The organism is Dactylosporangium sp. NPDC049742 (genome assembly GCF_040674675.1).
Lineage (GTDB): Bacteria > Actinomycetota > Actinomycetes > Mycobacteriales > Micromonosporaceae > Dactylosporangium > Dactylosporangium maewongense.
Map to the genome: position 1 here is coordinate 1 of NZ_JBFANF010000098.1, position 26720 is coordinate 26720.

The window sequence follows — 26720 nt, forward strand, 5'->3', positions numbered from 1 at the left end:
GTCTCCCGGGCGGTGGTCGCGTCGGTCAGCTGCTTCTGCAGGTCCGCGACCGCCGGGTCGTCCTTCGACAGGGCGGCGATCTGCGCCTTCAGACCGGTCTGCACGTCGCCGAGCTGGGCGTAGGTCTTGCCACCCGCGATGGACTTCAGGTGCAGGCCGATGAACTCGTTGGCGTAGCACTCCGCCTGCTTTCCGGTGGTGAGCCGCTGCCCGGCGTACTTGACGAGGCAGGCGGACTGCTTCTCCTCGGCGGTCATCGTGTCGGCGGTCTTGAACGTGATCTGCTGCTGGCTGAGCTGGTCCTTGACGTAGTCGTTGGCGAAGTTGGCGTTGCTGTTCAGCACGATACCGGCGACCAGCAGCAGCCCGGCCAGGACGACGAGGCCGAGACCGACGAGGATGTCGAGCGTCTTGCGCTTCATGGCGTGCCTTCCGGGGCTTCAGTTGGTGCGACTCGATGATGCCAACAGCGTCAGACAGCGGCATGGCCGCGACGCAGAGGACAATCACCCTTGTCGACGGGACGTACGTCCCCTCCGCCATGGGACCTCCGGCGACGGCACCGTGCAGCGTCGTGGGGCGGCCGTCCCGTGACCGCGGGCGGAACGCCCCTGTCGCGGTGGGCATCGGACGGCGAGAGTCGGCATTGCGCCGACACCATCACGGAAGGACACCGACCATGCTCGCCGCCGAGGCCAAGACCGAGGTCGAGATGCACGCCATCGAGCACGCAACGCAACGGCTGATCCTGCGGTACGCGGGGCGCCACGACCCGGAGGTGGTCCGGCAGACCGTCGACCAGCTGACCGACCTGTATGCGACCGCCGAGGTGTACGCGTTCGTCCCGGTGCTCATCGAACGGGACGCCCGTCGCATCCTCGACGAACCGGTCCGTTCTCGGCGGTGAGGACGTCCTGACCGAGCTTGCCGAGGGCGTGCAGGTCTCGACCATCGGGTCGAGGTGGCGGGCGTGCATCCGGGCGGCGGAGCGGGTCAGCCGGTTGCGCAGCTCCCATTCGCGGTTGCCTTTGCGGCTGCGGCGGCCCGGTGCTGGATGGTGACCCGGCGATGCCCAGCACCTGCACAGGGTCGGGCTGGGCCGGTAACACGGCGGTGGCGTGCGCGGTGAACGCCGCCGCGACCACCGACCACGACAGGCCATGGTCACGAGCGGCCTGCACCACCGTGCGGCAACCGTCGGCGACAGCGGCCCCCGCCGCACGCCGGGGTAGAACCTTAGAGATCTTGTCTCAACGATCTTGACAGGTTCCGGTGGGGCAGCGATCGTACGGCCTGTGCGTCCAGCCATCAACGTTCCCGTGCACTGCTGCCGGACCGTGCAGGTGCGGCAGTCCGGCAGCCGAAATAGTGCCGCCAGTCGCGGGGCTTGCCATCCGCGACTGGCGGCTTCCACTGCGGATCACCATCCCCTGTGGGCACCTGACGGTCTCGGCTCGTCAGTCGACGTGGCACTCTTCCTTGGCCAAGCCGGGTGGCTCAACGGCACACGGATCCTCGCGGACCGGCCCGACAATCGTTGTCCGTGAGACATCAATGCCTCAGGGCCGCCGCGCAATGTGATATTGACTACCTTCAAATTCTGCGTCGCGGCAGGTAACAATCGCTCGACGCCAACAAGATCCGAGCGAAGCGCTCGGCGAGCGAACGTACCGACAGCCGCTGCTCTACATCCTCACCTTCAATCCTCAACTGCGGAGCTCATGATGATCATTGGTGTGCTCAGGGAGTCACGCCCGGGAGAGACGCGCGTGGCAGCGACGCCAGCCACGGTGGTGGAGCTGGTCAAGCTGGGTTACGAGGTGATGGTGGAGTCCGGCGCCGGTCTGTTGTCCTCGTTTTCGGACGAGGCGTACGTCGAGGCGGGCGCGACGATCGGTCAGGCGTTGAAGGCCGACATCGTGTTCGCCGTCGACGCGCCGTCGACCGCGCAGCTGGACCTGCTGCCCGAGGGCGCCGTGCTGATCAGCATGCTGTATCCGCGCCTGAACCCGGACCTGGTCGCGGACCTCTCCCGGCGACCGATCACGGCATTGGCGATGGATGCCGTACCCCGGATCTCGCGAGCCCAGTCGCTGGACGTGCTCTCGTCGATGGCCAATATCGCGGGCTACCGGGCGGTGGTGGAGGCGGCGCATGTGTTCGGCCGGTTCTTCACCGGGCAGGTGACCGCGGCGGGCAAGGTACCTCCGGCCAAAGTGCTCGTCGCCGGTGTGGGTGTCGCCGGCCTGGCGGCGATCGGTGCCGCCGGCAGCCTGGGCGCGATCGTACGGGCAACAGATCCGCGGCCGGAGGTGGCCGACCAGGTCAAGTCGCTGGGCGGCGAGTACCTGTCGATCAAGACCGCGGACGTGGAGGTCTCCGCGACCGGTTACGCCAAAGAGATGTCGGACGACTACAACCAGCGCGCTGCCCAGTTGTACGCCGAGCAGGCTCAGGACGTCGACATCATCATCACCACGGCGCTCATCCCCGGCAAGCCGGCGCCTCGGCTGATCACAGCCGAGATGGTAGCCAGCATGCAACCGGGCAGCGTGATCGTCGACATGGCCGCCGCCAACGGTGGAAACGTCGAGGGCACCGTCCCGGGCGAAGCGGTCGTCACCGGCAATGGCGTAACGATCATCGGCTACACCGACCTGGCGGGGCGGCTGCCCGCGCAGGCGTCACAGCTCTACGGCACCAATCTGGTGAACCTGATGAAGCTGATGACCCCCGGCAAGGACGGACAGCTCGTCCTGGACTTCGACGATGTCGTGCAGCGCTCGATGACGGTCGTACGCGACGGCGAGCTGACCTGGCCACCGCCGCCGGTATCGGTGTCGGTGGCCCCGGCCGCCGCCCCTCAGGCGACCACTCCGGTCGAACCTCGCGAGCAGCGACCGGTCTCGGCGCGCAGGCGGTTGACCCTGGTGGGGGCCGGTGCGGCCGTGCTGTTCCTGGTCGTGGCACTGTCACCCGCCGCGCTGCGGGGTCATCTCACGGTCTTCGCACTGGCGATCATCATCGGCTACTACGTGATCGGACACGTGCACCATGCCCTCCACACGCCGCTGATGTCGGTGACCAACGCCATCTCGGGGATCATCGTTGTCGGCGCCCTGCTGCAGCTCGGGCACGGTGACAACGTCGTGACCACGCTGTCGCTCGTCGCGATCCTGCTGGCCAGTATCAACATCTTCGGTGGCTTCGCGGTGACGCGCCGCATGCTCGCCATGTTCTCCAGGAGCTGAACTGATGACCGTTGAAACGGCTGCGCAGGCGGCGTACATCGTCGCCGCCCTACTCTTCATCCTGGCGCTGGCAGGTCTGTCCAAACACGAGACCGCCAAGGTGGGTAACACCTTCGGCATCGCCGGCATGGCCCTGGCGTTGGTAGCGACCATCGCGCTCGCGGTCGTCGACGAGATCAGCGGACTCGGTCTGACACTGCTCATTGTGGCGATCGTCATCGGCGCCGCGATCGGGTTGTACCGCGCGAGCAAGGTCGAGATGACCGGCATGCCCGAGCTGATCGCGCTGCTGCACAGCTTCGTAGGTCTCGCCGCCGTGCTCGTCGGATGGAACGGGTACCTGCACGTCGAGTCCGCCATGGGCGGGGGCGAGGCCGAGCTGCTGCGTCGCCAAGACCTCCTCGGGATCCACAGCGCCGAGGTCTTCATCGGCGTCTTCATCGGCGCCGTAACGTTCACCGGCTCGATCGTGGCCTTCCTGAAGCTGTCCGCCCGGATCACGTCCAACCCACTGATGCTGCCGGGCAAAAACATCCTCAACCTCGGTGCGCTCACCGCGTTCGGCGTGCTCACGGCCTGGTTCGTGATCGAGCCGCAGCTGTGGCTGCTGATCGTCGTCACCATGATCGCCCTGCTCCTGGGCTGGCACCTGGTCGCCTCCATCGGCGGGGGCGACATGCCGGTGGTCGTGTCAATGCTCAACAGCTACTCTGGCTGGGCCGCGGCCGCCTCGGGCTTCCTGCTCGAAAACGATCTGCTCATCGTCACCGGCGCCCTCGTCGGCTCCTCGGGCGCCTATCTGTCGTACATCATGTGCAAGGCGATGAACCGGTCCTTCATCTCCGTGATCGCCGGTGGTTTCGGCGCCGAGGCAGGGCCCGCCGACGACACCGACTACGGCGAGCACCGGGAGGTCACGGCCGAGGACGTCGCCAAGCTGCTCGCCACCGCGGACTCCGTGATCATCACCCCCGGGTATGGCATGGCGGTCGCCCAGGCGCAGCACGGCGTCGCCGAGCTCACCCGCAGGCTCCGGGAGAAGAGCGTCAACGTCCGCTTCGGTATCCATCCCGTGGCGGGCCGCCTGCCGGGTCACATGAACGTGCTGCTCGCCGAGGCCAAAGTGCCCTACGACATCGTCCTGGAGATGGACGAGATCAATGACGACTTCGCGGGCACCTCGGTCGTGCTGGTCATCGGGGCCAACGACACGGTCAACCCCGCGGCCACCGAGGACCCCGCCAGCCCGATCGCCGGCATGCCCGTGCTCAGGGTCTGGGACGCCGACAGCGTCATCGTGTTCAAACGCTCGATGGCCTCCGGCTACGCCGGCGTGCAGAATCCCCTGTTCTTCCGGGAGAACAGCGCGATGCTCTTCGGCGACGCGAAGGACCGCGTGGAGGACATCCTCCGCGCCCTTTGACGCTGCGCTTGCCGAAAACCCCATCCGCCCTGGTGAGGCCGGTGTGGGGTATCGGAGATTTGATCCGGTTGCTTGGCCTGGGCGTAGCTGGTGATCGATGCGGCAGGATGGGCTGCCGTGCTGCTGCGACTGGCCTACCTGGGTGTGACGAACGCGTTCGCGGTGCTGCGGCTGCTGCCGATGAGCAATCGGGACAAGGATGTGGAGATCCTTGCCCTGCGCCATCAGGTCACGGTGCTGGAACGCCAGCTGGGCAAGGATAAGGTGCGGTTCGACGGGACTGACCGGGCGTTCCTGGCGGCCCTGCTGCACCGCCTGCCGCGCGATGTGCTGCACCGACTACGTCTGCTGGTGCGCCCCGATACGGTACTGCGATGGCATCGCGACCTGCTCGCTCGCCGTCACGCGGCCGTCTCCCGACCCAAGCGCCCGGGCCGGCCGCGCACGGTGCACTCCGTCCGGACCCTGGTGCTACGCCTGGCACGAGAAAATCCCAGCTGGGGCTACCGACGCCTGCACGGCGAACTGCTGGTGCCGGGAGTGAAAGTGGCCGCATCCACGGTGTGGGAAATCTTGAAGGAAGCCGGGATCGACCCGACGCCCGAGCGGGCTTCCAGCACCTGGGCCGACTTCCTACACTCCCAAGCCGACGCCCTGCTGGCCTCGAAGACACCGGTTCCCGGGCGCTGCACATGATCCGCGACCGGGACGCCAAATTCCCCGAACTGTTCGACGCCATCCTCGCCGACGCGGGCATCAACGTCGTGCTCAGCGGCGTCCGGATGCCGCGCATGAACTCAATCATGGAACGGTGGGTCCAGACCTGCCGCCGTGAACTGCTGGACCGTACCTTGATCTGGAACCAACGGCACCTGCTCCACGCCCTGCACGAGTTCGAACAGTTCTACAACCGACACCGCCCACACCAGGGCATCGCGAACGCCCGCCCGCTGTACCCGTTGCCCACACAGATCGCCGACCCGGACAAGATGACCCGTCTCAGCGTCCGAAGACGCGAGCGCCTCGGCGGCATCCTCCACGAATATGAGCATGCCGCCTGACCTGCACGGATGAGGTTTTCGGCAAGAGCAGGGCGGGCACGGCTTACAGCGTCGAACCATGCGCTGAACGCTTGGTGCCGAACCTCCCTGTCGGCGGCCTCCTGGCGTCGACGACGCGATGACGAACGCAGTACGGCAACCGGTCTAACTCGTCCAGCACCAACGGAAGCTGACGCTGGTTGAACACCGTGTCCAGGTATGCACAGAGCCCGGCGAGCATCGGAAACACTGAACTGTCAATATCGATCAACTCCTGGGTCCACGCGAACCCTGACGCATGCTCCAGAACGCGCCCAGACTCGTCCCGGACTTGAAGATCGATCACCGGACCCACCGTATCGAACCCACCCCAGCAAGATCGATCACGAAGTGTGCGCCAGAGCCCCGAAGTCACGAACGAAGCCAGGTGAAGGAACAGCGCCGTTGACAGGTGCGTGAGCGCGCACGTGGCACCGCAAGGGTGACCGGCTCCGGAGAGCCGGTGAGAGGTCATCCACATCGTCGGCAACCTCGCGTGGATCATCACGCCGTGTTGGTGACCGGCTCCGAAGAACCGGTGAAGGTGCGACTCCCACATGTCCGCGGTGTCCGGCATGACCGGCGAGGTTGGGACCTGGTCAGACCTACCATGCGAAGTCGGTGAACCTTGCTGATGGCTGAGGCTTGCGCCTCGGCCATCGATACCGGGCTCGGTCTGGTGGTTGGCCTCGTGGGTGGTGGACGCGGGGTGCTTCAGCCGTCCTGAAGTACCGTTGTGTGATGGATCGGAGGTTCCCGCCCCATCCGGTTCGTGGTGTCCGGGTGCGGCACTCCCCTCAGACCGGCGGCACCTGCGTGTTCGCCGACGTCACCGTGGATTTCGAGCCGGCCTCGCCCGGGTTCGCGTTCACCGTCGCCGAGGATGTCCGCTACCCGGGCTACAACAACCCGGAAGCGCTATCCGGGTACCGCGCAGCGCTGGCCGAGGGTCTGTCCGACGCCTTGGCAGACCGGGTGACCGGAGCCGTGGTGGCGGTGACCGTCGTGCTACGAATCCTGGTGGCGCACAAGGTCGACTCCAGCGAAAGGTCATTCCGAACAGCCGGCCATCTCGCCGTCCATGTGGCCTTCGATCGCATCGAGAGTCAGTAGTCGCTGTCCGAGGGAGCCCGTGGCGGGCGCACCGCCAGCCGGCCATCTGTGACGCGCGCTATTGCCTCGGCGCGCACCTCACCCGGATTCTGCTGAGCATGGCCACCGACCGGCTGCCGCATCACGGCTGCCCAACCTCCGGCCGACGGTTCCTGAGGCGGTCCTTGCATGGTTCGACGGGCAGAACCACTGCGGCGTTCCCGCCCTCCCGGTGAGTTGATTTGCCCGTCAACCACAGTGGACAAATGCGACTGCCAACCAACCAACCAACCCGCACGCCCACCGCTGGGGACATCGTTGACCGACGTCACCGAGACACACCGAGACACATCGCGGCAGCCGCCTAGCAGGCCGCCCAGTCGATGGCCCTCGGCGGCATGCCGATGCCCACGGGCACAACGATGCTCGGCTGCCGGACCGCTCCGAGCGACGGTGCTCGCGCGGTGCGTACGTCGGGCAGGCTGGAGCGGACCGGTGACCGAGCTGGTCGACGGCGGCCGGTTCGACCTGGCCGGCAGGGACGACGCAGTCATCATCAACATGACCTCGGTGCTGGCGTTCGTTCCGATGCCGATCTGAGCTTCCCCCGCTTTGATGGAGCGGTTGATCTTCCCCGGGCTCCGGGTCGCGTCGGCGACCCAGAGCCGGTTCGGCGCTGTTGCGGTGAAGGTGGCGGTCCTGCGGCGTCAGGTCGGTCGACCGCGCCTGTCGCGGCCGGAACGGGCGGTGTTGTCCGCGTTAGTCCGGGCGCTGCCGCGGGAACTGTGGAAGCATCCCGGATGTATGTGTTCGCGGTGATCGAGCACGCCAGCCGCCGAATCCGCATCCAGGGCGCCACCCCGCACCCCACCACCGCATGGGTGGCACAGGCCGCGAAGAACCTCGTCATGGACCTCGAAGACACCGGTTCCCGGGCGCTGCACATGATCCGCGACCGGGACGCCAAATTCCCCGAACTGTTCGACGCCATCCTCGCCGACGCGGGCATCGACGTCGTCCTCAGCGGCATCCAGCTGCCGAGAATCAACTCGATCATGGAACGATGGGTCCAGACCTGCCGCCGCGAACCGCTGGACCGGACGCTGATCTGGAACCAGCCGCACCTGCTCCAGCCCTGCACGAGTTCGAACAGTTCTACAACCGACACCGCCCACACCAGGGCATCGCGAACGCCCGCCCGCTGTACCCGTTGCCCACACAGATCGCCGACCCGGACAAGATGACCCGTCTCAGCGTCCGAAGACGCGAGCGCCTCGGCGGCATCCTCCACGAATATGAGCATGCCGCCTGACCTGTATGGATGAGGTTTTCGGCAAGAGCAAGGTCCACTGCCATCACCGGACGGTGACGATGACCGACTCGGCTTCGCCGACGCCGCCGCAGATGGTGACCAAGCCCCGCCCGCCACCCCGCCGACGCAGCTCATTGATAGCTGTCATCACCAGTCGGCCTCCCGTCGCGCCGGTGGGATGGCCGACCGCGACGGCGCCGCCGTTGACGTTTGTCCGTTCGCGCAGCCGCTGCGCCTTGTCCCGGTCGCCGTCCGCCAGTACGAGCGTCGTCACCAGGGGCACGGCGGCGAAAGCCTCGTTGACCTCGATCAGGTCGATGTCCGCGAGCGTCAGGCCGGCCTGGGCCAGTGCCCGCTGGGCCGCCCGCGCGGGCATCGACGCCAGCCGTTGCGGGTCGCCAGAGACCTGGGTGCAGGCGCCGACGGTGGCCAGGCCGGTGGTGCCGCGCCGCGTCGCCTCCCCCTCGCTGGCCAGCACCAGGGCCACCGCGCCGGTGCTCATGTTGGGCGCGTTGCCCGCCGTCACTGTGGCACTGCCGTAGACCGTCGGCAGCGCGGCCAGCTGCTGTGCCGTGGTGGCGGGCCTCGGCACCTCGTCGGCGGCCAGCCGGACGGCGCGGCCGTTGCGGTCCGGCACGTCCACGGGCACGATCTCGTCGTCGAAGCAGCCGCGGGCCAGCGCATCGGCGTAGCGTTGCTGGCTGCGCAGCGCCCAGTCGTCCTGTTCGGCGCGGTCCACGCCGTGCTCGGTGGCTTCGGCGCCGGCCTGTACGGCCCTGGGTACCCCCGTGTGCGGGCAGGAGACGACGAGTTGGTCGGTGAGCACGATGTCGCCGATCCGGTTGCCGAAGCGGGCCTCGTGCACGAAGTACGGCACCCGGCTCAGGTTCTCCACGGCACCGGCGACGCTCAGCGCGGTGTCGTTCAGCCGCAGTCCCCGGCTGGCCAGCGTAATCGCCGCGAGCGACGAGCAGCAGGCCCGGTCGACGGTGTACGCGACCTTCTCCTCGGGGATACCCGCACGCAGCAGCACCTGCCGGGCCACCGAGCGCTCGGCGCCGGGGAAGTTCACCCCGAACGCCAACTCGTCGACGTCCGCGCCGGTCAGCCCGGCGCGCTGCAGCACGGCGCCCACCGGGATCGCCCCGAGCTCGGGCAAGGGCAGGTCACGCAGGGCGCCGCCGAAGCGGCCGAACGGGGTACGACCCGTGGCGAGGACGACAACGTCGCCGGTCATGGGACCTTCCTTTCGAAGACGTCGGCGGTCCACGCCGACCTGCGGTACGGGGCCAGCGCCTGGGTGCGCAGTTGGGCGATACGCCGGCCGTACCAGGCCACGCCACCCTCTTCGGTGAACGCCATCGCGCCGTACGCCTGGAAGGTGTGGTACGTGGCGGTGCGCGCCGCGCGGGCGGCGGACAGGACGGCGGCACGGGCGCCACGGGCGGCGTCCGGTGCACCGTCGGCCAACCGGGAGGCGGCACGGCTCGTCAAGGCATGCGCGGCCGCCAGGCCGACGTCGGCCTCGGCGAGCGGAAATGCCACGCCCTGGAAGTCGCCCAGCGGCCGGCGGAACTGGTGGCGGGCGGCCACGTACTCGGCGGCGTCTCGAACCAGCCGGGCACCGGCTCCGACGAGTTGCGCGGCAAGTGCCAGGTCACCGAGGGCGAGCGCGCCGCAGTCGTCGGAGATGCGCCGGATGGGCGCCAGCGGCATCTCGGCCCACTGGTCACCGGTGAGCATCGGTACCGGCGACGCCTCGCCGGCCGGCTCACATTCCCAGAGGCCATCGTCGGTGAGCGCGAAGAACGCGGTGGCGCGGTGTCCCCAGGGCAGCGGACCGCCGGTACCCACGGTGGCGATGCCGTTCGCCGGTGGTCCACCGGCAGCGCGGGTCGCCAGGACGGTTTCCCAGAGCGGGCCGGGGCAGCCGAGCCCGCCCAACTCCTCCATGACGGCGGCGATCTCGCGGGCGACCTCGGTGCCCTCGGCCGCGAGGCCGAGAAACCCGATGTCGGCGAGGTCCTGCCAGGTCTGCTCGGGGAACCCGTCGCCCGGGAGGTGGCGCCAACCCTCCTCGTGGCGGCGGCACAGCGTACGCACTGCCTCCGCGAACTCCCGTGGCTGCTGGCCGTAGTCCACCTCAAGCATCACGGGTGACCTCCCGCAGGGTACGTTTGTCCACCTTCATCGCCGGAGTCACCGGCAGCGCGTCGAGCACGTGGAACCGGCGGGGCACCTTGTACCCGGCCAGTGCGGCGCGGCAGTGGTCGCGCAGCGCGTCGGGATCCACGCCGGCGCCAGGGTGCGGTACGACGGCGGCCTCCACCCGTTCGCCCCACAGCGGGTCGTCCGCGCCGAACACCGCCACCTGGTGGACCTGCGGGTGCCTGGCGATCACGTTCTCGACCTCGATCGGGAAGACGTTCTCGCCGCCCGAGATGATCATGTCTTTGACCCGGCCGGCCAGGTGGAGGAAGCCGTCCGCGTCGAGCCAGCCGAGGTCGCCGGAGCGGATCGCGCCGTCGACCATCGTGGTGCGGGTCTGTTCCGGCTGCGCCCAGTAGCCGGACATCTGCCACGGCGTGCGGACCAGGACCTCCCCGACGCTGCCCCGTGGCACGTCCTGGCCGGTGTCGTCGATGATGCGGATCGACGCGCCCGGCACCGGACGACCCAGCCCCCGGTCGTCGCCGTCCTCCTGTTCCCAGGAGCGCACCCGGGCCGCCGCGCCGAACTCGGTGGCGCCGTACCCGGTGATCAGGTGGGCCCGGGGGAACGCGGCGCGCAGCCGACCGGGGAAGTCGGGTGCGCTGGCGGTTGAGCCGAACAGCACCCGCCGGATCGAGGCACCGTGTTCCGCGCCGAAGCCGGGATGGTCCAGCAGTCGCAGCAGTGCGGTGGGTGCGCCGAACAGCCGGGTGGGCCGGCCGGTGGCGAGCGCGTCGAGCACGGTGGCCTCGTCGAAGCGCGGCAGGAGCCAGGCGGTGCCGCCCGCGTACAGGGTCGCGAACGCGACTGTGGCGATCGCGATGTGGAAGAACGGGGAGAAGTACAGCTCCACGTCGGTGCGCCGGATCTCCATCTGCGCCTGGCAGGACGCGGCGTACTGATACAGCGCCGAATGGGTCCAGGTGGCGCCCTTCGGCTCGCCGGTGGTGCCGCCGGTACCGATGATCATCGCGGCCGCCTCGTCTCGGAACGAGGACGACGAGGAGGCGGGGATCGCGGCGGTCAGCGCCATCCGGTCGGTCAACGACCCGGGAGCGCCGGCCGCGGGCAGCGTGGCCAGGCCGCAGCCTAGCCTGGCCGCCAGCTCGGTGTCCGGTTCGGCGACCAGCAGCAGGGCCGGGCCGAGTGGGGCCAGGAAGGCGTACGCTTCGGGCGGGGCGAGTCGGGTGTTCAGCGGTACCGCGACCGCCCCGGCGGCGATGACCCCGAACAGCGCGGCCAGATGCGGGGCGCCGGGTGCCAGCGCGGTGACCACCCGGTCGCCCGGGGCGACGCCGAGGGCGCTCAGCGCGGCGGCGTGCTCCTCGATCGCGGTCCACAGTTCCGCGTAGGTGTACTCGCCGGACGGGTCGATCAGCGCCGGTGCGTTCGGCGCGTGCCGCGCGTGGTCGGCCAGCACCTCCAGGTATCCGGTCATCGACGTCCTCCCAGCCCGAGCGCCTCGCGGGCCAGCACGCCCAGCATGATTTCCGAGGTGCCTCCAGCAATGGTCTCCATGAAGGTCTCGTGCCACAGGAAGCTCGGCGTGCCGGTGCCGGCGGCCCCGGCATCGCCGACGTCGAACGGCAGCCGCGCGATGCGTTGCAGGGTCCTGCTGCCCAGCAGCTTCGCCCGCGCCGCCTGCGCGGCACCGTCCTGGCCGGCCTCAAGAGCCGCGAGGGTACTCATGGCGGCCACCTCCACCTCGGCCACGTCCAGCGCGACGTCGGCGATGTCGGCGCGGATCCGGGCATCGGCCCACCAGCCCCGCTCGACCGACCAGCGCAGCAGATCCTCGTAGTCGCGGCGGACCCGGCCGGGCAGCACCATCAGATGCCGCTCGACGGCCAGCGCGGCTCGGATCAGCTGCCACGCCTCGCCTTCGGCACCGATGCGGTTCTCCTGCGGCACGTACACGCCGTCGAGGCTCACCTCGTTCAGCCGGTGCCCGTCGATGGTGTGGATCGGCCGGATCTGCACCCCGGGTGCCGTGAGGTCGAGCATCAGCAGCGTGTGACCGTCGTCCGGGGTGCGGCACAGCAGCCACAGGTAGTCGGAGTTGTGCGCGTCGGAGGTCCACCGTTTCTCGCCGGTGACCCGGTAGCCGTCGCCGTCGCGTGTCGCCCTTGTGCGCACCCCGGCCAGGTCGGAGCCGGCTTCCGGCTCCGAGTATCCCAACGCGAAGCTGATCTCACCCAGGCCGATGCCGGGCAGGAAGCGCGCCCGCTGCTCACCCGTGCCGTGCCCGATGATGGTCTTCGCGACGATCCCGGCGGCCAGGTCGGGGCGTACGGCGCGGGCGTAGGCCAGCTCGTCCCAGACAATGAATTCGGTCGAGGGCGGCGCGTCCTGCCCGTCCCACTCCCTCGGCCAGGCCAGTCGCAGCCAGCCGCGCCGGCCGAGTTCGCGGTACAGCTCGCGGCTGGCACCGCCGCGGCCGTGGAAGTACTGCATCGGGTCGCGGCTGTGCGCGTGTTCGGCGAGGAACGCCCGCACTTCGTCGCGCAGTCGCTCCTGCTCGGCGGTGAAGGTCCATCTCATGCCGGTACCTCGACGTTCCACTGTGGAGGACGTCGCTGCACGAAGGCGCGCGCACCCTCCAGGAAGTCGGGGTGGGTCCACTGCCGGCGGGCCAGTTCCCAGCCGTACTCCAGGGCCTCCTGGTGCGGCCGCTCGGCGGCCCCCCAGATCGCCTGCTTCGAGCGCGACACCGCACTCGGGGAGTTGGCGGCGATGGCCACGGCCAGCTCCCATGCGGTGTCCATCAGGCCGGCCGCCGGCACCAGCTCGTCGACCAGGCCCAGCTGGTACGCGCGTGCCGCGTCGAGCCGGAAACCCTTGCCCGTCAACGTCATCCGCAGCACGGTACCCAGCGGCAGCCGGCGGGCCAGGCCGATGTTCTCCACCGCACCTACCTGCCCGACGCTGACATGCGTGTCCATGAACTGGGCGTGGTCGGCGGCCACGACGACGTCCGCGTCCGCCACGAAGTGCAGCCCGCCCCCGGCGACCAGGCCGTTCACGGCGCAGATGATGGGCTTCCACACCTGGTTCTGCAACGGTGACCAGACGATGTCCTCGGCCACCGTGCCCTGGCCGGACGTGGTCGTGCCGGTGTCGGCCACCTCGCGGACGTCGGCGCCGGTACAGAAGTGCCGGTCCCCGGTGCCGGTGACGATGACCACCCGTACCGACGGATCGTCACGCACGTTCGCCCATAGCTCGCGCAGCCGGGGCCGCATCCGCCGGGACAGTGCGTTGCCTACGTCCGGCCGGTTGAGCCGGATGGTGGCGATGCCGTCGCGCTCGTCGTACTCGATGCCCTCGTTCGTCAAACCGTTCGTCATTCCGGCCTAGCCCACGATCCGGTCGGCACGCAGCCGTTCGATGTCCACTGTGGATAGGCCTAGCCCGCCGAGCAGTTCGTCGGTGTGCCGGCTGTACCCGACCGGCGGGCCCGGCGCCACCGGTGCCGTCCGGGAGAAACGCGGCGCGGGTGCCGGCTGGGGCGCACCCGCGACCGGGACCAGGGTGCGCCGGGCGGCCAGGTGCGGGTGCGCGGCGGCCTCGGCCATCGACAGCACCGGCGTGACGCAGGCGTCCGTACCGTCGAAGGCCTCCGTCCACTCGTCCCGGGATCGGGTGGCGAAGATCCGGGCGAACGCGGCGGCCTGGGCCGGCCAGCGCTCCCGGTCGTGCTGCGGAAATTCCTCGGCGGCCAACTCGAGCCCGGACAGCAGCTGCGCGTAGAACTGTGGCTCGATCGCGCCGACCGCCATGAAGCCTCCGTCGCTGGTGCGATACGTGCGGTAGAACGGCGCACCGCCGTCGAGCACGTTGCTCTCCCGCCGGTCCGACCAGGTACCGGCGGCCAGCATCCCGTGGAACATCGCGGTCAGCGAGACCGCACCATCCACCATGGCCGCGTCGATGACCTGCCCGGTCCCGGAGATCTCCCGTTCCCGCAGGGCGCACGCGATACCGAAGGCCAGGTACAGCGCTCCCCCGCCGAAGTCGCCGACCAGGTTCAACGGCACCGGCGGTGGCAGCTCGGCCGGTCCCATCGGATGTAGCACGCCGGCGATCCCGATGTAGTTGATGTCGTGCCCGGCGCGCTGGGCCAGCGGCCCGTCCTGCCCCCAGCCGGTCATCCGCGCGTAGATCAGCCCCGGATTGCGGTCCAGGCAGGGTTGCGGGCCGGCACCCAGCCGCTCCATCACGCCGGGCCGCATCCCCTCCATCAACACGTCGGCGCCCGCCACGAGGCGCAGCAACAGGTCCACGCCCTCGGACCGCTTGAGGTCCAGTGCCACGGTGCGCCGGTGCCGGTGCCGGGGATCGGTCTCGGCGCGCGCTCCCGCGCCCGGCGCGGGGGCGCCCACCCGGTCGACCCGGATCACCTCGGCACCCATGTCGGCCAGCAGCATCCCGGCGAACGGCACCGGGCCCAGCGCCGCCACCTCGATGACCCGTACCCCGTGCAGTGGCCCGGACATGACGTCTCCTTCGTCGTATGCTGTGTTCATCGCAGTGCTGACACCCCGAGCAGGTGCTTGCCCAGGTGCAGGATCTGGATCTGGCTGGTGCCCTCGGGGATGGTCGCCTCCCGCGCGTCGCGGAAGTAGCGCTCCACTGGGGACTCCTCCATCAGCCCGGCCCCGCCGTGCACCTGCAACGCCAGCGTGGCCGCCTGACCGGCTGCCTCGCCGCAGTAGTACTTGGCCATCGAGCACTCGTACCGGCCCGGCAGCCCGGCGTCGAGCGTGCGGGCTGCCTGATAGCCCAGCAGCCGGGCCGTCTCGGTGAGTGTGGCGACCTGCACCACCATCTCCTGCACCAGTTGGAATCCGGCGATCGGGCGGCCGAACTGTTCCCGGGTGCGGGCGAAGCTCACACAGGACTCCAGGCAGGCCTGTGCCAGCCCGACCGCGCCCATGGCCATGTTCAACCGGCCCAGGTTGACGCCGGCCATCGCCAGGGCCAGCCCGCGGCCCAAGTCGCCGAGCAGGTTGGCCGCCGGTACCCGGGTCTGCTCGAAGACCAGTTCGCAGCTGGTCGTGGCCCGCAGTGGCATGTGCGGGATGTCATAGGCCTGGTACTGCGACTCCGTCCGGTCGACCAGGAACGCGCTGACCTCACCGGTGTCCGGCACGCGGGCCAGCACGACCCCGAAGTCGCCGGCCAGGGCGTTGGTGATGTACTGCTTCCGCCCGTTGATGACGTAGTCATCCCCGTCACGCCGGGCTGACGTGCGCAGCGCCCCGGCGTCGGAGCCCGCTTCGGGTTCGGTGAGCGCGAACCAGCCGAACCGCTGCCCGGCCAGCAGTGGCCGCAGGAACCGCTCCTTCTGCTCCGGCGTGCCGGCCGTGCTCAGTATCCGCGCCAGCATGCTCTGCACGTTGAGGGTCGTGCGCAGCGAACCCCAGCAGCGGCCGGCCTCCTGCATCAGCAGCGCCAGCATCATGTGGCTGGCACCGTCGCCGCCGTCGGCCACCGGTACCACGCCGCGCACGTACCCGAACTCGTACAGCTCGACCAGCCGATGCCAAGGGAAGGTGCGTGCCCGTTCGTGCTCGGTCACGATCGGCGCGATCTTCGCGTCGAGGTACGAGCGCACACTGTCGCGCAGCAGCCGCTCGTCCTCGTTCAGCAGAACGTCCATGGCCGCCGCCTCAGCTGAACCGGCCGCCGGTGACGTGCAGCACGTCCCCAGTGACGAACGAGGCGGCCGGCGAGGCGAAGTACAGCGCGGCGGCGGAGATGTCTTCGGGGGTGCCGAGGCGGCGGATCGAGTTGGCGCGCTGCGCCCGTTCCGCGATGGCGTCGAACTTCGGGTGCTGGCGGACGGTCTCGGTGGCGACCAGGCCGGGGGCGATCGCGTTGACCGTGATGTTGTACCGGCCGAGTTCCTTGGCCAGGGTACGGGTCAGGCCGACGATGCCGGCCTTGGCCGCGGCGTAGTTCGCCTGCCCCGGGTTGCCCAGGTAGGCGCGGGAGCTGATGTTGATGATCCGTCCATAGCCGCGCTCGATCATGCTCGGCGCCACGGCACGGCTGCACGCGAAGGTGCCGTACAGGCACACGTTGAGCACCTGGTGCCAGTCGTCGTCGCTCATGGACACCAACGGCCGGTCCACCGGGAAGCCGGCGTTGTTGACCAGGATGTCGATGCGGCCGTGGCGGTCGTTCACCTCGGCGGCCATCGCGTCGATGCTCTGCCGGGACGTCACGTCGAGCACGTGCGGATGTGCGTCGATGCCATCCGCGACGAACTGCTCGGCACCCCGGGCGGCGGGTTCGGCGGCGATGTCGGCCACGATGACGATCGCGCCGGCCAGCCCGAGTTCCCGGCCGATGGCCAGCCCTAGCCCGCCCGCTCCACCGGTGACCACGGCCACCTGACCGCGGAGCGACTGTGTTGAAACCGAGGCCGTAGCCGTCATGTGCGGTACTCCCTGTCCTTCAGAGGTTGGTGGCCGGCCCAGGACTCGTCCTGACCGACGAGTTCGGTGCGGCCGGCGAGCATCTTCGTGATCCGCTCGCAGCATTCGCGCAGCAGTCGCCCGTACAGCGCGGATCGTTGTTCGTCCATCTCACTGGTGAAACCCACGGCGGCGGCGACCAGCCGGATCCGCCCGTCCGGCCCGAAGACCGGCGCGGCGACTGTGCTGACGCCCAGCGCGTAACCCTCGTGGTCGACCGCGAAGCCCTGCTCGCGCACGCGTTCCAGATCGCGCAGGAAGATCTCCTTGCGAGTGACGCTCTTGCTGGTGAACAGTTGCAGCCCGGTGGCCAGTGCGGCGTTGACCTGCGAGGGCTGGTCGTAGGCGAGGAAGACCCGGCCGAACGAGCCGCCCTGGATCGGCACCGGCGTGCCGACCTGCAGGGTGATGCGTACCCGGTGCGGGCGTTCCAGCTTGTCGGCCAAGATGATCTCGGTCAGGCTGATCCGCCGGTACAGCACGATCGTGACGTTCATCTGTTCCAGCAGTTCGGCCAGGCTGCGCTTGGCGATGCTGACGTCGTTCATCTGGTTGGCAGCGGCGGCACCGAGCTCGACCAGGGCCGGGCCGAGCTGGTAGCGCTGCCCGGCGTCGTCGTACTGCACGAGGTTCTCGGCCAGCAGGGTGCGCAGGATGTAGTAGGTGGTGCTCTTGTTCATCCCGGTGGCTTCCACCGTCTGCGCCAGCGACATCGAGTCCCGCGCGGCGAGCAGCCTCAGCACCCGTACGGCCCGTTCGATGGCGGGGACTCGGTACTCCTCGGACATGGCAACAGCACCTCGACTCATCCGCTCACCTCGCCATTGGCCAGACGCCGTGAGATGAGCCGCTTGAGTATCTCCGACGAGCCGTCCGCGATCCGTACCGTTCGCATGCTCTGCCACGCCTTCGTGAGCCCCACCTCGGTCGTGATGCCCATCCCGCCGAGCGTCTGCATGGCCCGGTCGATGACATCGGTGGCCATCTCGGTGGCGAACAGCTTGGCCATCGCAACCTCGGTCAGGGCGGGCCGCCCGGCGTCGACCAGTCCGGCGGCGTGCAACCCCATCAGGTGCGCCGCGTGGATCCGGGTGGCGGCATCGGCCAGCGGGAACGAGATACCCTGGTTGTCGAACAGCCGGGTACCGAACGTCTCCCGCCCGGTGGCGAACTCGACCGCCAGGCCCAGCGCCCAGCGGGCCAACCCGACGCCCTTCGCCGTGTTGTACAGCCGGCCGGTGGCGATGCCGTCCAACCCGAGCGACAGCCCGCCGCCCGGCTCGCCGAACAGCTGCCAGTCCTCGACGCGCACGTCGTCCATCGACAGGATGGCATGCTCGCCGCCCATCTGGCCGTACAGGCCGATGACGCTGTCCACCCGGAATCCCGGCGCGTCGGTCGGCACCAGGAAGGCCGAGATGCCGCCCGCCCGGGCCCGTACCCTTTCGAGGTCGGTGACCGCGAAGACGAGGGCCAGGTCGGCATGCGGCCCGTTGGAGATCCACTGCTTGACGCCGGTGAGCCGCCAGCCGCCCGCCTCGGGTACCGCCCGGGTCGACATCTGCCACACGTCCGAGCCGGCGCCCGGCTCGGACATCGCGAAGCACATGGTCTGCTCGCCGGACAGGAGGGGGCCGAGGAAGGTGTCGCGCAGCCGTTGCCCGGCGTGGGCGAACACCACGCTCGGTCCGGTCGCCCAGTGCGCCACCACCTCGCTGCCCAGCCAGCTGGCGCTGCCGCAGAGCCGGTTGATGAGTTCCCACGCCGCGTACATGGTGACCGCGCCCTGCCCACCGCCGCCGAGATCCTCGGGAACGCACATCGTGTAATACCCGGCGCGGGACGAGGCCATCCGGACCGCGCGGCGGTGCTCCTCGACCGCGGCGACGTGCCGGCCGTCCGGCCCGTACCGCTGGCGCGGGTCGGACAGCAGCGCACCGGCGTCGCGGTGGCGGGCGAGCACCTCGGCGTCGAGGAAGTCGCGCAGCCCGTCCAGAATCTCCCGGGTCTGCGCCGGCAGCAGTTCGCTCATGCTTCACCCATCCGTTCGTAGAGCGTCGCGGTGGCCATCCCGTATCCGGTGCACATGACCTGCAACCCGTAGCGACCGCCCCGGCGGCGCAGCTCGTACAGCAGGGTGGTGGCCAGCCGGGCGCCTGAGCACCCGGTGGGGTGGCCCAGCGCGATGGCGCCACCGTTGACGTTGAGCCGGTCGGGATCGGCGCCTGTCTCCCGCAGCCAGGCCAGCGGGACGCTGGCGAACGCCTCGTTGACCTCGTACAGGTCGATGTCGGCGAGGGTGAGTCCGGTGCGCTCCAGGATGCGCTGGGTCACCGGGATGACGCCGTGCAGCATCAGGTCGGGTTCCACGCCGACCACCTCGGTGGCCACGATCCGGGCCAGCGGTTCCAGGCCGTGCCGTTGCGCCTCGGCGCGGTCGCAGACCAGCACGGCCGCCGCGCCGTCGGTGAGCTGGCTGGAGTTGCCGGCGTGGTGCACGCCGCCCGCGCCGAAGGCGGGCTCCAGCGTGGCCAGGGCCGCCAGCGAGGTGTCCGGCCGGATGCCCTCGTCGCGCTCGATGAGCCAGCCGGCGTCGGGCAGCTCGCCGGCGAGCAGCGCAGCGGTGAGGTCGGCGGGCACCGGTACGCACTCGTCGGCGAATCGGCCGTCCCGCCAGGCGGCCTCGGCGTTGCGGTGGCTGGCCAAGGCGAAGGCGTCCAGCTCGGCCCGGCCCAGGTGACAGCGGGCAGCGATCCGGTCCGCCGCCACGCCCTGGTCCACCAGCGCGTACCGGCCGGTGACCGCGTCAGGTGGCGTGACGCCCGCCGCATCGGCGCCCAGCGGTACCCGGGACATCGACTCGACGCCGGCGGCGATCACCATCCGCTGCTGACCGCTCAGCACCGCGTGCGCGGCGAAGTGCAGCGCCTGCTGGCTGGAGCCGCACATCCGGTTGACGGTCACGCCGGGCACCGTGACCGGCAGGCCGGCTGCCAGCGCGGCTACCCGGGCGATGTTGCGGCCCTGCTCACCGACGGCATTCACGCATCCGGCGATCACGTCGTCCACCGCGTCCGGTGCGATGCCGGCCCGCTGGACGAGCCGGCGGAGAGTGTAGGCCAGCAGCTCGTCCGGGCGTACCGTGCTCAGCGCGCCCCGGCGACGGCCCAGTGGGGTCCGCAGCGCCGCCACCACCACCGCCTCCCGCGGGGTGCCGGCGGCGAGGCGGGTCAGCGGGATGTCTGCGCCGTCGCCGGCCAGCGCAACGGCGGCGCGCAGGTCCTTGGCGACCATGCCGGGCGGCAGTACCTCGCGGATTTGGCGGCCGTAGTAGGCGAAGTTGCCGGTCAACCAGGACCGCGCGGTGCCGGAGTCCAGCACCTCCAGCAACTCCGCCTCGCCGACACCCGCTTCGGCGCCCACGGCCAGGGCCTCTTCCAACACCTGGAACCCGACGTGCAGCGCGAGGTTGTTGGCCAGCTTCGCGGCCAGTCCAGCGCCGACCGGCCCGACGTGGTGGATCCGGCTGCCCAGGGCGTCGAGGACCGGGCGGACGCGGGCCAACTCGTCCGGGTCGCCGCCGACCATCAGGGTGAGCTCGCCGCGTCGCGCCAGGACGTCGCCGCCGGCGACCGCCACGTCCAGCAGTGCCACCCCGGCCGCACCCGCCTGGGCCGCGACGTCTCGCACGGTGCCCGGCGAGATGGTGCTGTGCACCAGGATGGTGCCACCGGGGCGCATCCCGGCCAGCAGGCCGGTCACCACGTCGCGGACCTGGCCGTCGTCGTACACCGCGACGCCCACCACCGTGGCGGCGGCGCCCAGGTCGGCCACCGAGGCCGCGACCCGGGCACCGGGCACCCCGGCGGCGGCCGACGCGTTCACGTCGTACACGACCACCGGGAACGCAGCCGCGAGCGTGCCGGCCATCGGCTGGCCGATGTTGCCCAGCCCCACGAAGCCGACCACCACTGTACCGTCGGTCACGGCTCAGCCCTCCACGACGGCGCCCATGGCGGCCTGGTAGGCGGCGTCCAGCTCGGCGACGTCATCGTGTTCGGCGACGACCCGGCCGCGCATCAGCACGACGCCACCGTCGGCGACCTGGCCGAGCACGCCGATGGTCGGCGCGGCCAGCAGCACGGCGGTGCCCGACCGGGCCAGATCCCGCACGGTGCGCAGCAGGTCCTCCACGATCAGCGGGGCCAACCCGGTGGCCATCTCGTCGAGCAGCAGCACGCTGGGGTCGGTCATCAACGCCCGGGCCACCACCATCATCTGCTGCTCACCGCCGGAGAGCACGCCGACCGGCCGGTTGGCGCGGGTCCGCAGGATCGGAAAGCGGTCAAGTGCCTGCTCCACCCGCGCCGGGTCCAGTCGCAGCAGTTCGGCGCTGACCATCAGGTTCTCCCGGACGCTCATCCGCGCGAAGAGCTGCCGGCCCTGCGGTACCAGGGCGAGCCCGGCCCGGGCCCGGTTCCGGGTGGGCAGCGCGGAGACGTCCCGGCCGCCGAGGAAAACCTGCCCGCCCGCCGGCACGGAGCCATACATGGCCAGGGCCAGACTGCTCTTGCCGGCGCCGTTGGGGCCGACCACCAGGGTCACCCGCCCCGCCGGCACGCGCAGCTCGGTACCGGCGAGGTTCAGCGCGCTGGCCCGTCCGTACCGGACGGTCAGGCCGGAGGCCCGCAGTCCCGTCTCGCTCATCGATCCACCTGCCCGGTGCCGAAGTAGACTGCCTGCATCTCGGCGCTGGCGAGGCAGTCGCGGGGTACGCCGTCGAAGACAACCGTGCCGCCAGCCATCAGCACCATCCGGTCGGCCATCGAGGCCACGATGTCGACGTTGTGGTCGACCAGCAGCACGGCCGTGCCCCCGGCGGCCACCGTGCGGATGGACTCGGACAGGCCGGCAATGCCGTCAGCGGCCAGTCCGGCGAACGGCTCGTCGAGCAGCGCGATGCGCGGGTGCTGCAGCAGCGCACGGGCCACCTCCAGCAGCCGCAGCTCGCCGAGGGTCAGGTCCGCGGCCAGCCGGTCGATGCGGTGCAGCCCGAGGCGAGCGGCGATGTGGCCGGCCTCCTCGCGCAGTGCCCGGCCGCCCGGGGCGAGCATGCCTCGCACCGCTGTGCCCAACAGGGCAAAGCCGGAGGACAGGTCCCGGGCGAGACCGCCGACGATGATGTTGTCGCGGGCGGTGAGCGCTCCGGCGACCTGCGGGTACTGATAGGTACGGGCCAGCCCGGCGCGACGGGCGCGGCGGGAGGGCGAGCCGGCCAGCGGTACCCCGCCGGCGAGGACCTGGCCGCTGTCGGGCTGCTGCTCGCCGCCGATCAGGTCGACGATCGTGCTCTTGCCCGCGCCGTTGGGACCGACCAGCCCGACGATCTCGCCGGCGCCGACCGCGAACGAGGCGCCGGTGACCGCCTTGACTCCGCCGTACGACTTGGTCAGCTCGTGGCAGGAAAGGATGTCAGCGTTCATCGCGTCCGCCTCGGTTGACAGCGCCGACGAGCCGGCCGGTTAGGCCCCGGGCCACGCCGATCAGGCCCTCCGGGGCGAAGATGAGCACGGCCACCACGGCGACGGCGAACAAGAGCGTCCCGGAACCCTGGAAGAAGTTGAGGTTGAAGGTGAGCTGCGTGACCAGCAGCGCGCCGATGACCACACCCCACGGGCTGGAACGCCCGCCCAGGAACGGGATGAACACCGCGAGAAACGCCACCGACAGCGGGATCGACTCCGGCAGGATCGACAGGTTCGCGGTGGTGAACACGGCACCGGCCAGCGAGCCGATCGCGGCGCCGATGCTCAGCGAGATGAGCGTCAGCGCGGTCACCGGCACCCCGGCCGCCTCGACGGCGACCGCGGCCTGCCCCTTGGCCCGCAGCGCGACGCCGAACGGCGAGCGACGCAACCGGGACAGCAGCAACGTGATCAGCCACATCAGTACCAGCGCGACGATCACGATCTCGTCCCGGCCGAGCTGGGCGCCGAAGACACTGATCGACCGGGTGAGGATCACGCCCTCGGCGCCGCCGGTGACGTCGTGCGCGTCAATGAGCCATGCCTGGAACGCCTCACCGAACAGCAGTGTCACGGCGGCGAGGTAGAAGCCGTTGAGCCGGCGGGTGGCCAGGCCCAGCGCCACGGAGATGAGCACAGCGGCGACGATGCCCAGTGGTAGCGACACCAGCAGCGGCCAGCCGGTCCGGGTGGCGACCAGGCCCATCGCGTAGCCGCCGATCGCCGCGTAGGCGTTGTAGGCGATGGACAGCGAATCGCCCATGATGAAATGGCTGTACAGGCCGAGCCCGATCAGCCCGTACGTGACGGTGAGCACGGCGAGGTCCTGCCGGTACCCGTCGGTGCCGACCCAGGTGATGGCGAGGACCAGCAGCGCGCCGGTGACAAATGGCTCGGCGAGGGGCCGCAGGCGGGTGGCGCTCATACCCGTACCCGTTTCATGAAGATGCCCTGGGGGCGGAAGGCGAAGAAGAGCACGGCGGCGGCCAGAGTCGCGTACTGCAGGGCTGCCGCGCCGAAGTAGAAGATGGCGGCGGACTGGATGGCGGCCAGGATCAGCCCGCCGGCCAGCGGCCCCCACATCGACGAGGTACCGCCGATCACCAGCGCCAGGAACGCAAAGAGGGTGTAGTCCATCGAGCTGTCGAAGATGATCCCGGAACGTGCCGCGAAGACGCTGCCCGCGAGGCCTGCCAGCACTCCGGCGAGGGTGAACGAGGCGATGCGTACCGCCCGCACCGGAAGGCCGAGGACGATGGCGGCCGGCGTGTTCTCGCCGATCGCGCGCAGACTCCGGCCCATCCGGGTGCGGTAGATGAACAGCAGCAGCAACCCGAACGCCACCGCGGTGAGCCCGACCTCCAGGGCGGCCTGGGAGGTCACCGTGGCGCTGCCCAGCCGCACCGCGCCGTCCCCGACCAGTTGTGGCCCGGGCAGCGCGGCACGGCCGAACAGCACCCCGGCGAGCTGTTCCAGGGCGAACAGCGTGGCCACCAGCGCGATCACCATCGGCAGCTCCTCGTTGGCGCCCGGCTTCCACATCGGACGCACCACGAGCGCCTCGGTCAGCAGCGCCAGTGCGACCGCGCCGATCACCCCGATGAAGACCCCGACGGCGGCGGGGAGCCCCCGCACGCTGGTGAAGTACGCCGAGGCGAGCCCGGCGAACACCGCGTATCCACCGATCGCGAAGTTGAAGAATCCGGAACTCTCCCGTACCACGAACATCGCCGCGGCCAGCAGACCGAAGAAGCATCCTGTCTCGATGATCGAGACGATGACCTGAAGGGGCATCGTTGTCTCAGGGGTGCTTCTGGTTGATCTCGACGACGTTCATCGACGGGTCGTAGCAGTAGACTTGCCGGTAGCCCTTGAGCGCCCACGTGCCGGTGTCGTTGTAGGGCATGCCCAGCTCGTCGAGCCGCCGCATCGCGCCGTCGATGTCATCGACCTCGATGGCGATGTGTCCGTTGATGACCGGGTGCAGCCGCAGCTGGTTGTCCCACGGCAGCGACGGGGTCGGCTTGCAGATGTGGATCTGCCGCTGGTTGTGGTCCTCGAACAGGGCGACGAAGTCGTTGCCCGTCTCCAGGGCGCCCCGTCCGTCGGCGACGAACGGGAACGTCTTCTCCTGCATGCCGAACACCTTCGAGTAGAAGGCGGCCATCGCTCGGACGTCCGAGGCGGGCAGGTTGACGTGATGCAGGCTCCACGACATGGAACTCACTCCTTGGATGTAGTGATGCGAGTCAGACTCGAAGCGGGTAACCGCCACCGACGATCAGGGTTTCGCCGGTGATGAAGGCGCTGTCCGCGCCGCAGAAGAACCGCATGGCGCCCACGAGGTCGACCATCCGGCCCTGGCGCTGGATGAGCTGCTTGTTGGCGATGAAGTCACGAAGCAATGCTTCGGGCAGGTCGGCCATGGCCGACTCGGAGTCCATCGGCCCAGGGGCCAGGCAGTTCACCCGGATCCCGTCGGGCGCGAACTCCTTCGCCAGCGCGGCCGTCAGGCCCCGCACGGCAAGCTTGGTGATGCCGTACACGTCGGTGGCGGCGAAGCCGGACACCGAGGAGATGTTGAGTACCGCACCCACGCCGCTGCGGCGCAGGTGAGGCCGGCAGGCTCGGGCGCAGTTGACGATGCCCAGCACGTTCACGTCGAGGATCTCCCGCCAGCCTGCGGTGGAGATCTCGGTGACCGGCCGGCTCCAGGCCATCAGGTGCTTGCCGGCGTTGTTGATCAGGATGTCGAGACCGCCGAAGCGTGCCGCCGCCTCGTCGACGGCGCGTTGCACCGACACCTCGTCGGCGGTGTCGCAGGCGACCCCGAGCGCCGCGGCGGCCCCGAGATCGGCGGCGGCCTGCTTCGCCGCCGTCTCGTCGATGTCGGCCAGGACCACCCGGGTCCCGTCGGCGACAAGCGCCTGCGCGAACGCCCGCCCGATGCCCCGGGCACCGCCGGTGATGAACGCGGTGCGCGACTGACCCGTCGTGCCCGTCATGAGCACTGCGGCTGGTAGTCGGCCCAGTTGTCGCCGGGCTGGTTCTGCTCGGTGAAGCGGCGCAGCACGATGCCGCACAGCCCGTCGCTGCCGACGTGCTTGCTGGACGTGAAGCTCATCGTGAAGCCCTGCCGTCCCCAGCTCGCCGGGAACTTGCTGATCTGCTCGAGCCCGTCTCGCAACTGCGCCGGGCTGCTGTCCACGCCGGCCTTCTCGATCGCCTGCTTGAGCAGGTACACGGTGTCGTAGCCCTGCGCGGCGAACGCGGTCAGCCCGAGGTACTTCTCCCCCAACTTGGCCTTGAGCTTGCCGCCCAGCTCGGTCGAGCGCTCGTTGTCGGCGGAGATGGCGCTGGCGTAGACGAGCTGCCGCAACGCGCCGGGCTTGGCCAGCTTCCAGGTCTCCGGCTGGTTGCCGATCGACGCCAGGGAGATCCGCGGCGTGTCGGGCATGATCTGGTGCGCCGTGTTGTGGAACAGCACCTCCAGCTGCCCGCCCAGTGAGGACACGAACAGCGCGTCGGGCTTGGCGCCGGCGACGCGGCTCAGCTGCGGCGCCACGTCGGTGCTGTTGAGCGGCGCCTTCTCGTTGGCGACGATGGTGATGCCGGACTGCTCGAAGATGGGCAGCAGCCCCTTGTTGAGCCCGGCCATGGTGGGCGAGTCGTCGGTGATGACGGCCAGCTTTGTGACGCCGGTCTTCTTGAACGCCGCCGCGTAGACGGTGCCGATGTCGGTGATCGGGTTGGCCAGGATGAACGAGAACGTGTTGTTCGGCGGTTCTGCGATGGCGGTGGCGATGTTCGTCGCCGAGACGGCCACGATCTTCTCCTGCTCGACGACCGGCTTGACCTGCTGGGCCGACGCCGACGACGAGTTCATGATGATGACGCGGGCACCGTCGCTGACGAGCTTGCGAACCACGGCCGGCGTCTGGCTGGGCTGGCTGCCGTCGCTCTGACGGATCAGTTTGAGCGATCGCCCGCCGACGCCGCCCGCCTTGTTGATCTCGTCGATGGCCAGCGAGATCCCCGTGCTCGCCTCGGCCGAGGTGGCCGCGGTACCGCCCGAGGTGTCCTCGACCATGCCGATGACAATGCCTTTTCCGGACGATGAGGAGCCGGAGTCCTTGCCGTCGCCGCAGGCGGTGATCAGTGCGGCGAACGTGAGTGAGGTGGCCACGATGCTCAGGCATCGTGCCGCGCGGGTACGGGACATGGTCGCTCCCTGCGGGGTGGGCAATGCGGCCGGAAGCCCTGACGGGGGAAATGCGCGCAGGGCTGTGGTGTGTGAATGCGACGAGCCGGAGGCTCCGGCTCTCGGCGTCCCGAAGAGCGGTCG

27 protein-coding genes and 1 pseudogene are annotated in these 26720 nt (G+C 69.9%); 7 read left to right on the forward strand and 21 right to left on the reverse strand.

Going from position 1 to position 26720, the window contains the following annotated elements:
* The coding region (locus AB0J72_RS54910; RefSeq protein WP_363415981.1) for a hypothetical protein at window positions 1-422 on the reverse strand (422 nt) is incomplete at its 3' end.
* 257 nt (window positions 423-679) lie between these two features.
* Between AB0J72_RS54910 and AB0J72_RS54915 the strand changes: the two genes are divergently transcribed.
* From AB0J72_RS54915 to AB0J72_RS54935, 5 genes are all read left to right on the forward strand, one after another.
* On the forward strand, window positions 680-907 hold the full coding sequence (locus AB0J72_RS54915) for a three-helix bundle dimerization domain-containing protein (protein ID WP_363415983.1): 228 nt from the start codon (window positions 680-682) through the stop codon (window positions 905-907).
* A gap of 817 nt (window positions 908-1724) precedes the next feature.
* Window positions 1725-3251: a Re/Si-specific NAD(P)(+) transhydrogenase subunit alpha gene (locus AB0J72_RS54920; RefSeq protein ID WP_363416061.1), complete on the forward strand. Its 1527-nt coding sequence runs from the start codon at window positions 1725-1727 to the stop codon at window positions 3249-3251.
* A gap of 4 nt (window positions 3252-3255) precedes the next feature.
* Window positions 3256-4674 carry a Re/Si-specific NAD(P)(+) transhydrogenase subunit beta gene (pntB, locus tag AB0J72_RS54925; protein WP_363415986.1) on the forward strand — a complete coding sequence of 473 codons (1419 nt, stop codon included), beginning with the start codon at window positions 3256-3258 and terminating at the stop codon, window positions 4672-4674.
* 117 nt (window positions 4675-4791) lie between these two features.
* Window positions 4792-5370: a helix-turn-helix domain-containing protein gene (locus AB0J72_RS54930; RefSeq protein ID WP_363415989.1), complete on the forward strand. Its 579-nt coding sequence runs from the start codon at window positions 4792-4794 to the stop codon at window positions 5368-5370.
* The gene (locus AB0J72_RS54935; RefSeq protein WP_363415992.1) at window positions 5367-5735 is read left to right on the forward strand and encodes an integrase core domain-containing protein; all 369 of its coding nucleotides are present in this window, start codon (window positions 5367-5369) and stop codon (window positions 5733-5735) included. The genes AB0J72_RS54930 and AB0J72_RS54935 overlap by 4 nt, the downstream gene beginning before the upstream one ends.
* Window positions 5736-5778: 43 nt before the next feature.
* Here the strand turns inward: AB0J72_RS54935 and AB0J72_RS54940 are convergent, their stop codons facing one another.
* Window positions 5779-6060 (reverse strand): hypothetical protein, encoded by a 282-nt coding sequence (locus AB0J72_RS54940; RefSeq protein WP_363415995.1) that lies wholly within the window; start codon window positions 6058-6060, stop codon window positions 5779-5781.
* A 434-nt stretch (window positions 6061-6494) separates the two neighbouring features.
* Here AB0J72_RS54940 and AB0J72_RS54945 point away from each other — a divergent pair, with 434 nt between their 5' ends.
* Window positions 6495-6866, forward strand: a complete 372-nt coding sequence (locus AB0J72_RS54945; protein WP_363415998.1) for a hypothetical protein — start codon at window positions 6495-6497, stop codon at window positions 6864-6866.
* Window positions 6867-7651: 785 nt separating this feature from the next.
* A complete protein-coding gene (locus tag AB0J72_RS54950; protein ID WP_363416001.1) occupies window positions 7652-8089 on the forward strand; it encodes a hypothetical protein in 438 nt (145 codons plus the stop codon).
* A gap of 111 nt (window positions 8090-8200) precedes the next feature.
* On the opposite strand, the gene AB0J72_RS54955 is transcribed toward AB0J72_RS54950, so the two are convergent.
* The 19 genes and pseudogenes from AB0J72_RS54955 to AB0J72_RS55045 form a co-directional block, all read right to left on the reverse strand.
* Complete coding sequence (locus AB0J72_RS54955; RefSeq protein WP_363416004.1) at window positions 8201-9394, reverse strand: thiolase family protein; 1194 nt, start codon at window positions 9392-9394, stop codon at window positions 8201-8203.
* On the reverse strand, window positions 9391-10308 hold the full coding sequence (locus tag AB0J72_RS54960; RefSeq protein WP_363416064.1) for an acyl-CoA dehydrogenase family protein: 918 nt from the start codon (window positions 10306-10308) through the stop codon (window positions 9391-9393). Before AB0J72_RS54960 ends, AB0J72_RS54955 begins: the two co-directional genes overlap by 4 nt.
* Entirely contained in the window at window positions 10301-11806 is a 1506-nt protein-coding gene (locus AB0J72_RS54965; protein WP_363416008.1) for an AMP-binding protein, read from the reverse strand. Before AB0J72_RS54965 ends, AB0J72_RS54960 begins: the two co-directional genes overlap by 8 nt.
* Complete coding sequence (locus AB0J72_RS54970; protein WP_363416011.1) at window positions 11803-12909, reverse strand: acyl-CoA dehydrogenase family protein; 1107 nt, start codon at window positions 12907-12909, stop codon at window positions 11803-11805. Before AB0J72_RS54970 ends, AB0J72_RS54965 begins: the two co-directional genes overlap by 4 nt.
* Window positions 12906-13715, reverse strand: a complete 810-nt coding sequence (locus tag AB0J72_RS54975; protein ID WP_363416014.1) for an enoyl-CoA hydratase/isomerase family protein — start codon at window positions 13713-13715, stop codon at window positions 12906-12908. Before AB0J72_RS54975 ends, AB0J72_RS54970 begins: the two co-directional genes overlap by 4 nt.
* A gap of 6 nt (window positions 13716-13721) precedes the next feature.
* Window positions 13722-14864: a CaiB/BaiF CoA-transferase family protein gene (locus tag AB0J72_RS54980; RefSeq protein ID WP_363416015.1), complete on the reverse strand. Its 1143-nt coding sequence runs from the start codon at window positions 14862-14864 to the stop codon at window positions 13722-13724.
* 26 nt (window positions 14865-14890) lie between these two features.
* A complete protein-coding gene (locus AB0J72_RS54985; RefSeq protein WP_363416018.1) occupies window positions 14891-16030 on the reverse strand; it encodes an acyl-CoA dehydrogenase family protein in 1140 nt (379 codons plus the stop codon).
* A 10-nt stretch (window positions 16031-16040) separates the two neighbouring features.
* Window positions 16041-16811 carry a 3-oxoacyl-ACP reductase FabG gene (fabG, locus tag AB0J72_RS54990; RefSeq protein WP_363416021.1) on the reverse strand — a complete coding sequence of 257 codons (771 nt, stop codon included), beginning with the start codon at window positions 16809-16811 and terminating at the stop codon, window positions 16041-16043.
* Window positions 16808-17659, reverse strand: a complete 852-nt coding sequence (locus AB0J72_RS54995; RefSeq protein WP_363416067.1) for an IclR family transcriptional regulator — start codon at window positions 17657-17659, stop codon at window positions 16808-16810. Before AB0J72_RS54995 ends, fabG begins: the two co-directional genes overlap by 4 nt.
* Entirely contained in the window at window positions 17656-18882 is a 1227-nt protein-coding gene (locus AB0J72_RS55000; protein ID WP_363416024.1) for an acyl-CoA dehydrogenase family protein, read from the reverse strand. Before AB0J72_RS55000 ends, AB0J72_RS54995 begins: the two co-directional genes overlap by 4 nt.
* Complete coding sequence (locus AB0J72_RS55005; RefSeq protein ID WP_363416070.1) at window positions 18879-20084, reverse strand: thiolase family protein; 1206 nt, start codon at window positions 20082-20084, stop codon at window positions 18879-18881. The genes AB0J72_RS55000 and AB0J72_RS55005 overlap by 4 nt, the downstream gene beginning before the upstream one ends.
* Window positions 20073-20837: pseudogene (locus tag AB0J72_RS55010) on the reverse strand (NAD(P)-dependent oxidoreductase); the annotation flags it as partial. The gene AB0J72_RS55005 and the pseudogene AB0J72_RS55010, both read right to left, overlap by 12 nt.
* A 3-nt stretch (window positions 20838-20840) precedes the next feature.
* On the reverse strand, window positions 20841-21557 hold the full coding sequence (locus AB0J72_RS55015) for an ATP-binding cassette domain-containing protein (RefSeq protein WP_363416026.1): 717 nt from the start codon (window positions 21555-21557) through the stop codon (window positions 20841-20843).
* On the reverse strand, window positions 21554-22333 hold the full coding sequence (locus AB0J72_RS55020; protein ID WP_363416029.1) for an ATP-binding cassette domain-containing protein: 780 nt from the start codon (window positions 22331-22333) through the stop codon (window positions 21554-21556). Before AB0J72_RS55020 ends, AB0J72_RS55015 begins: the two co-directional genes overlap by 4 nt.
* The gene (locus tag AB0J72_RS55025; protein WP_363416032.1) at window positions 22323-23300 is read right to left on the reverse strand and encodes a branched-chain amino acid ABC transporter permease; all 978 of its coding nucleotides are present in this window, start codon (window positions 23298-23300) and stop codon (window positions 22323-22325) included. Before AB0J72_RS55025 ends, AB0J72_RS55020 begins: the two co-directional genes overlap by 11 nt.
* Window positions 23297-24169 (reverse strand): branched-chain amino acid ABC transporter permease, encoded by an 873-nt coding sequence (locus AB0J72_RS55030; protein ID WP_363416035.1) that lies wholly within the window; start codon window positions 24167-24169, stop codon window positions 23297-23299. Before AB0J72_RS55030 ends, AB0J72_RS55025 begins: the two co-directional genes overlap by 4 nt.
* A gap of 7 nt (window positions 24170-24176) precedes the next feature.
* On the reverse strand, window positions 24177-24593 hold the full coding sequence (locus tag AB0J72_RS55035; protein WP_238009904.1) for a VOC family protein: 417 nt from the start codon (window positions 24591-24593) through the stop codon (window positions 24177-24179).
* Window positions 24594-24624: 31 nt separating this feature from the next.
* On the reverse strand, window positions 24625-25380 hold the full coding sequence (locus AB0J72_RS55040; protein ID WP_363416038.1) for an SDR family oxidoreductase: 756 nt from the start codon (window positions 25378-25380) through the stop codon (window positions 24625-24627).
* Window positions 25377-26597, reverse strand: coding sequence for an ABC transporter substrate-binding protein (locus AB0J72_RS55045; RefSeq protein ID WP_363416040.1), 1221 nt, complete (start codon window positions 26595-26597; stop codon window positions 25377-25379). Before AB0J72_RS55045 ends, AB0J72_RS55040 begins: the two co-directional genes overlap by 4 nt.
* Window positions 26598-26720 lie beyond the last annotated feature (123 nt).

What these genes read in the sequence shown, in the direction of transcription:
- AB0J72_RS54980 (WP_363416015.1), bottom strand. Translation starts at nt 14,864, where the DNA reads ATGTCCGGGCCACTGCACGGGGTACGGGTCATCGAGGTGGCGGCGCTG.
- AB0J72_RS54920 (WP_363416061.1), top strand. Translation starts at nt 1,725, where the DNA reads ATGATCATTGGTGTGCTCAGGGAGTCACGCCCGGGAGAGACGCGCGTG.
- AB0J72_RS54915 (WP_363415983.1), top strand. Translation starts at nt 680, where the DNA reads ATGCTCGCCGCCGAGGCCAAGACCGAGGTCGAGATGCACGCCATCGAG.
- AB0J72_RS55020 (WP_363416029.1), bottom strand. Translation starts at nt 22,333, where the DNA reads ATGAACGCTGACATCCTTTCCTGCCACGAGCTGACCAAGTCGTACGGC.
- AB0J72_RS55000 (WP_363416024.1), bottom strand. Translation starts at nt 18,882, where the DNA reads ATGAGCGAACTGCTGCCGGCGCAGACCCGGGAGATTCTGGACGGGCTG.
- AB0J72_RS54985 (WP_363416018.1), bottom strand. Translation starts at nt 16,030, where the DNA reads ATGGACGTTCTGCTGAACGAGGACGAGCGGCTGCTGCGCGACAGTGTG.
- AB0J72_RS54955 (WP_363416004.1), bottom strand. Translation starts at nt 9,394, where the DNA reads ATGACCGGCGACGTTGTCGTCCTCGCCACGGGTCGTACCCCGTTCGGC.
- AB0J72_RS55035 (WP_238009904.1), bottom strand. Translation starts at nt 24,593, where the DNA reads ATGTCGTGGAGCCTGCATCACGTCAACCTGCCCGCCTCGGACGTCCGA.
- AB0J72_RS54975 (WP_363416014.1), bottom strand. Translation starts at nt 13,715, where the DNA reads ATGACGAACGGTTTGACGAACGAGGGCATCGAGTACGACGAGCGCGAC.
- AB0J72_RS54960 (WP_363416064.1), bottom strand. Translation starts at nt 10,308, where the DNA reads ATGCTTGAGGTGGACTACGGCCAGCAGCCACGGGAGTTCGCGGAGGCA.
- fabG (WP_363416021.1), bottom strand. Translation starts at nt 16,811, where the DNA reads ATGACGGCTACGGCCTCGGTTTCAACACAGTCGCTCCGCGGTCAGGTG.
- AB0J72_RS54965 (WP_363416008.1), bottom strand. Translation starts at nt 11,806, where the DNA reads ATGACCGGATACCTGGAGGTGCTGGCCGACCACGCGCGGCACGCGCCG.
- AB0J72_RS54995 (WP_363416067.1), bottom strand. Translation starts at nt 17,659, where the DNA reads ATGAGTCGAGGTGCTGTTGCCATGTCCGAGGAGTACCGAGTCCCCGCC.
- AB0J72_RS55025 (WP_363416032.1), bottom strand. Translation starts at nt 23,300, where the DNA reads ATGAGCGCCACCCGCCTGCGGCCCCTCGCCGAGCCATTTGTCACCGGC.
- AB0J72_RS54970 (WP_363416011.1), bottom strand. Translation starts at nt 12,909, where the DNA reads ATGAGATGGACCTTCACCGCCGAGCAGGAGCGACTGCGCGACGAAGTG.
- AB0J72_RS55030 (WP_363416035.1), bottom strand. Translation starts at nt 24,169, where the DNA reads ATGCCCCTTCAGGTCATCGTCTCGATCATCGAGACAGGATGCTTCTTC.
- AB0J72_RS54935 (WP_363415992.1), top strand. Translation starts at nt 5,367, where the DNA reads ATGATCCGCGACCGGGACGCCAAATTCCCCGAACTGTTCGACGCCATC.
- AB0J72_RS55045 (WP_363416040.1), bottom strand. Translation starts at nt 26,597, where the DNA reads ATGTCCCGTACCCGCGCGGCACGATGCCTGAGCATCGTGGCCACCTCA.
- pntB (WP_363415986.1), top strand. Translation starts at nt 3,256, where the DNA reads ATGACCGTTGAAACGGCTGCGCAGGCGGCGTACATCGTCGCCGCCCTA.
- AB0J72_RS54945 (WP_363415998.1), top strand. Translation starts at nt 6,495, where the DNA reads ATGGATCGGAGGTTCCCGCCCCATCCGGTTCGTGGTGTCCGGGTGCGG.
- AB0J72_RS55040 (WP_363416038.1), bottom strand. Translation starts at nt 25,380, where the DNA reads ATGACGGGCACGACGGGTCAGTCGCGCACCGCGTTCATCACCGGCGGT.
- AB0J72_RS55015 (WP_363416026.1), bottom strand. Translation starts at nt 21,557, where the DNA reads ATGAGCGAGACGGGACTGCGGGCCTCCGGCCTGACCGTCCGGTACGGA.